The 4,870-nt window shown below is 68.7% G+C and carries 4 protein-coding genes and 2 pseudogenes; all 6 read right to left on the reverse strand.

Going from position 1 to position 4,870, the window contains the following annotated elements; genetic code table 11:
* Window positions 1–112: 112 nt before the first annotated feature.
* Window positions 113–406: pseudogene (locus tag ABZ876_RS38935) on the reverse strand (tyrosine-type recombinase/integrase); the annotation flags it as partial.
* A gap of 238 nt (window positions 407–644) precedes the next feature.
* On the reverse strand, window positions 645–1,241 hold the full coding sequence (locus ABZ876_RS38940; protein ID WP_361791131.1) for a nucleotidyltransferase family protein: 597 nt from the start codon (window positions 1,239–1,241) through the stop codon (window positions 645–647).
* Window positions 1,242–1,273: 32 nt separating this feature from the next.
* A complete protein-coding gene (locus tag ABZ876_RS38945) occupies window positions 1,274–1,846 on the reverse strand; it encodes a transposase (RefSeq protein ID WP_361791134.1) in 573 nt (190 codons plus the stop codon).
* 787 nt (window positions 1,847–2,633) lie between these two features.
* Window positions 2,634–3,013: pseudogene (locus ABZ876_RS38950) on the reverse strand (EthD family reductase).
* The gene (locus ABZ876_RS38955; protein WP_361791137.1) at window positions 2,950–3,513 is read right to left on the reverse strand and encodes a dihydrofolate reductase family protein; all 564 of its coding nucleotides are present in this window, start codon (window positions 3,511–3,513) and stop codon (window positions 2,950–2,952) included. The pseudogene ABZ876_RS38950 and the gene ABZ876_RS38955 overlap by 64 nt, the downstream one beginning before the upstream one ends.
* Window positions 3,514–3,568: 55 nt before the next feature.
* The gene (locus tag ABZ876_RS38960) at window positions 3,569–4,507 is read right to left on the reverse strand and encodes a sigma-70 family RNA polymerase sigma factor (protein ID WP_361791140.1); all 939 of its coding nucleotides are present in this window, start codon (window positions 4,505–4,507) and stop codon (window positions 3,569–3,571) included.
* Between the last annotated feature and the right edge of the window lie 363 nt (window positions 4,508–4,870).

Genomic DNA, 4,870 nt, shown 5'->3' on the forward strand with positions numbered 1-4,870 from the left:
GCCGACCCGAAGTACTCGACGGCTTCATCGCCGGGACCGGACTGGCACTGGAGCCTCCGTAACGCTGTCACCCCACCCTTTCAACCTCAGCGGCAGTAGTTTGACGGCAACGTCAGCGGACGAGTGCTGCACAAAGTGGCGGTTCGTCATCGTCCTCGGGCTCGCCGACGGCCTCGGGGAGGTTGCCAAGCGTCTGGCCGAGGAGGTCGATGGGGTCGCGCTGGAGCCGGACGTGGGCGTAGACGGTGGCGGTGACGCCGATGTGGGCGTGGCCCAGGAGTTCCTTGGTGACGACGAGTGCGATGCCCTGTTCCAGGAGGAGGGGCGCGGTCGAGTGCCGCAGGTCGTGGAACCGGATGCGGCGGAGCCTGGCACGGGGGAGCAGGGCGTTGAAGCGCCCAGTGAGGGTGGCTCTCTCTATCGGGGTTCCGTCGGGTGTGCCTGGACGACGGCCTGGCCCGGCAGGCGCACGCGGTTGCGCAGACAGTACGGGAAACACTGGGGAGTGGCGCATCAGGCCGCCCACATCCAACGAGGCGGCCCTGAGTGAACTGCTCGCCTGCGCGGCCCGGGACGTTGTCCCGAGCCAGTAGCGCGTGTCGACGTTCACGTAATTGGCTCTGGCCGCAGTTTCGTGAGGGCCATCAGTGCGGCCATGGCAGGACTGTGAGCTCCGGCCACTCGTTCTTCCAACGGGCCGCCTTGGTCTCATAGACCTCCCGCGGCGCGAGGACGGGGTTGGGTCGAACGACCAGGTTGAACACGTCGGAGAGCCCGTGAGGCGCATAGACGCGCCATCCGCCGTCGTATTCCAGCCGGACGCCCAGACAGCACGTCGTTGCAGCGAAGCAGTCGATCGCGGCCTCGGTGGACGCGTGCGGCGGACAGGGCACCCCGAACTTCTGCTCATACCAAAGATGCACGCGGGCTTCGTTACGGATCTCCACCTCGGCCGGCAGGTCAGCGAACACCTCCTGGCCCGCCTTGATCACGGCATTCTCCGCTTCCCAGGAGAGGTCGGTGTCGTCGAAGTAGAAGACGTCGTAGTCCTTGATGCCGTTGGCCGGGGGCCTGCCGGTGGCCACGTTCCACACCGTTTGGAACAGGCAGCCCGCCGTCACGTACCAGCCGGGCAACTCCAGTGTTGCCGCCCGGGTCATCACGTCAGTCAAGATCTCGTTCTGGGAGAGCACGGATTGCAAGCCGTCGAGTTGCTCACTGAGAGAAAGTCGGCCAAGCATGTGCCTTGCCTACCACGATCATTCCCGGAGCATCACGGCTGGGTGAGGATGCGCGTCCGGAGAAGTTCGAACGAGGCCCGGCCATACATCGCCCTCTCAAGCGTTTTCACCCGGTTCACATGTACTTCGACGACGCCGGAGCTCCAGGGCAGGGTCAGACCGGCAGTGACGGCGTCGAGGTCCTGGCGGAGGAAGCCGGCGAAGCCCTTCATGGGCTTCGGTGCGTCCTGTTCGGCCTGCCGGATCCACTCCAGTAAGTGGTATCCGCGCTGGTGGCGGACCATGTCGGCGAAGGCGCGGGCGAGCTCGCGCTTTCGGTGAGCGTCTCCAGGGGCCGCATGATCCACGAGGTGATCTTGCGAGGGCTCGGGATGTCGGCCCGGACCGGTTCTGCGGTGCCCGCGCGGAGGGCGGCGAGGTGTTTGCGGACGACCTGGCGGCTGCCGCGGTTCCGCGAGCCTGGATCTCCAGGAACAGTCGGGTGCCGCTGACCTGGCCTTGTGCTTCGGTGAAGCGGGCGTTGAGGTGTGCCTTGAACGGCTCCAGGACGCCGTTGGGGCGGCGCTCGCGGGCGGAGGCCAGCAGCTCGTCGAGGTCGGTGTCACGGAAGCGGCGCACGGTCTTGCGGTCGAGGTTCAGACGGTGGGCGATGGCGCTGATCGTCCAGCGTTTCTCCAGCAGGCGGTGGATGTCCTCGTAGCGGTGGCGTGTGCGTTCGATGATCTGGGTGCGGGGCAGTTCCGCGGGCGGTAACAGCATCGGTGGCGGTTCCGGCACCTCGGTCACCTCGATCGCCGTGTCCTCGTCGGCACGTTTGCGCAGGCAGTCGCGGTGCTGGTGGCAGGTCTTCTCCACCGCGGCGGACAGGTTCTGCAGCAGGTGCCAGCGATCAGCCACTTCGAGGGTATTGGGGGCGGCTTCCTTGCGGGCGCGGGGAGCACCATCGCAGTGCGGCGTCTATCTTCCGTCACAGGGGACCATCCCCGCGGGCGCGGGGAGCACCCCGCATCTCCCGGACCAGAGCTTCCGCCAGAGGGACCGTCCCCGCGGGCGCGGGGAGCACCGGCCCGTCCACGGTTCGGCGTACAGCCACTTGGGACCATCCCCGCGGGCGCGGGGAGCACTACCTGGATTGACGGCGGCCAGTTGGAATTCCCCACGTACGGCCAGTAGCGATTTCACTCTGAGTAGTCGTCACGGGGCACGCGCTGCGACGCCATCGGCCATGCGGGTCTGTGCCGTGCGAAGCCGCGATCGGCCTCCGTGAGCTGACGGGTTGCGCCAACTCGCCCGGGCGTCGGTAGCTGGTCGTTTCCCAACGCTCGGGCGAGCGGTCATCTTCGCGGGCGCCGACACTTCAGCGTCGTTCGATACGCGCACAGTAGAGATCGTCTACAGCACGATCTCATCGCCGGTGAAGATCATGCTGCGGACGGGGACGAGTTCTTGGAGATGGGCCGCGTCGGCCGCGGTGGCGTGTCCCTCGGGTGAGGCGAATGCGGCCTGCAGTTCGTCCATCGTGTCCCATTCCAGCTCGGCGACCAGGTAGTACGCGGCGCGCCGCCGCGGACGGCGACCATGTCGCGGCCGATCGTGTAGCGGCGCAGTCCCGGGAGACGGCGGACCAGCGGGATGTGGACGGCGTGGTAGTGCCGGTCGAAGGCCGCGGGGTCGGCGGGTGTCTCGTACACGGCGATGAAGCGAGCGGTCATCGGGCGACCCTGCGGTAGTGGGTGAGGACGGCGGCGCCGACCTGCTCGCCGGAGAGGCATTCCAGCTCGGCGTGGGGGCCGTCGGCCGGGAAGAGCCGACGGCCGGTGCCGAGGACGGTGGGCAAGGTCAGCAGCCGGTAGTCGTCGACCAGGTCCGCGGCTCTCAGCCGGTCCACGACGCTCAGGCTCCCGGTGACGACCACGTCCCGCCGCTCGCGCTTGACGGCGTCGACCAGATCGCCGTCGAGCAGCTGGGAGTTCGCCCACACCGACGTGTCGGCGTGGGTCAGGGTGCGGGAGGCTACCAGCTTCGGGACGGCGTTCATACGCGCGGCGAACGGGTCGTCGCGGGCCGGCCAGAGCCGTGAGAACAGCTGCCAGGTGGCGCGCCCGAGCAGCAGTACCCCGTCGTCCAGCGTGCGGCCGAGCCGGAATTTGTCCCCGGCGACCGCCTCCGGGCCGTGCCGGAATGCCCAGCCGCCCAGCGGCGTGCCGGCGGACCCGTCCGGGTCGGACACGATCCCGTCCAGGGTGATGAACTCGATGACGATGACGCTCACGATGACTCCCTTCGGTTCGGTGCTCACCGGTACGTACCGGCCGCACAGCCCCGACTCATCGCTCCCGGCGGAACTCGCCCGGGGAAATCTCCCCGGGCAGCTCGAAGGCGTCGAAGACGCGCGGATCGGCGAACACGACGTTGCGCGCGATGAGGCCGTGGGTGGGGGTGAAGACCTGCAGGGTGTGCAGCCGGTGCCCGCCACCGGGCTGCGGCACGTACGCGGCGAGCGCGGGCTGCCCGCCCGCGGTGAGCTCCCGCATGGCCCAGCCCCTGCCACGCGTCCGGAACACCCGCTCCAAAAACCGGCCGTAGTCCCGGCTGCCTCGGTACCACAGCGGCACCGGGGGCATCTCCAGTACCGCGTCGTCGGCCAGCAGCCGCACCAGCGCGGGCACGTCCGCCGCCTCGAACGCCTGCATGTACCGCTGGATGACCGCCCGCACCTCCGGATCGTCCGGCTCGATGACCGCACCGGCATCGTTCACGTCGACGAGGGCGGCACGGGCCCGCTGCAACGCGCTGTTGACCGCCGCGACCGTGGTTCCCAACTGCTCGGCGACCTCGGCGGCAGTGAACGCCAGCACCTCGCGCAGAACCAGTACCGCCCGCTGCCGCGCCGGCAGGACCTGCACCGCCGCCACCCACGCCAGCCGCAGATCGGCCCTGATCTCCGCATCGAAGCGCGCGTCGGGGAACGGCTCCAGCCAGGGCACATCGAGCGCCGGCCTCAGCGGCGCCTCCGGATCGTCGCTCGGCACCCCCAGCCCGGACGGCAGTGGACGCCGCCCGCGCCCCTCCAGCGCGGTCAGGCACACATTGGTCGCGATCCGGTATAGCCAGGTCCGCACCGACGCGCGCGCCGGATCGTACCGGTCACGGGCCTTCCAGGCACGCAGCAGCGTCTCCTGCACCAGATCCTCGGCCTCGTGCACCGAACCCAGCATCCGGTAGCAGAACGCCACCAACTCACCCCGGTACGGCTCGAAGTCCACAGGCTCATCATGCTGCACCGGTCCTACGCCCGAGAGGGGGCTTCAGCGGGATCCGCCAGGACTTCGGACAGCTGCCACGCGGCGTCCTCCCAGGCCGATTACTCCCTGTAAACATTCGCGGCCGCTTGACTCCCCGTTATATGGCCGCGAGTGGGGAAATGAAACTGGCCACCGACACTGGATTCCGACGGCAACCCGTCGGCCGCGGGACCCCGCGGGCGCGGGGAGCACTACACCTCACATGCTGCATGGATCGATCTCATGGGACTGGTATGCCCCGGGTTCAATAGGGCCGGGATGCTGGAGAATTGACTACCCGTCGGCCTCCGGAGGCCCGTTATGCCCCGCAGCTATCCGCCCGAG

The sequence above is a fragment of the Streptomyces sp. NPDC046931 genome (assembly GCF_040644655.1).
GTDB lineage: Bacteria > Actinomycetota > Actinomycetes > Streptomycetales > Streptomycetaceae > Streptomyces.

Coding starts and splice junctions, on each gene's coding strand:
- ABZ876_RS38940 (WP_361791131.1), bottom strand. CDS start 1,241: ATGCTTGGCCGACTTTCTCTCAGTGAGCAACTCGACGGCTTGCAATCC.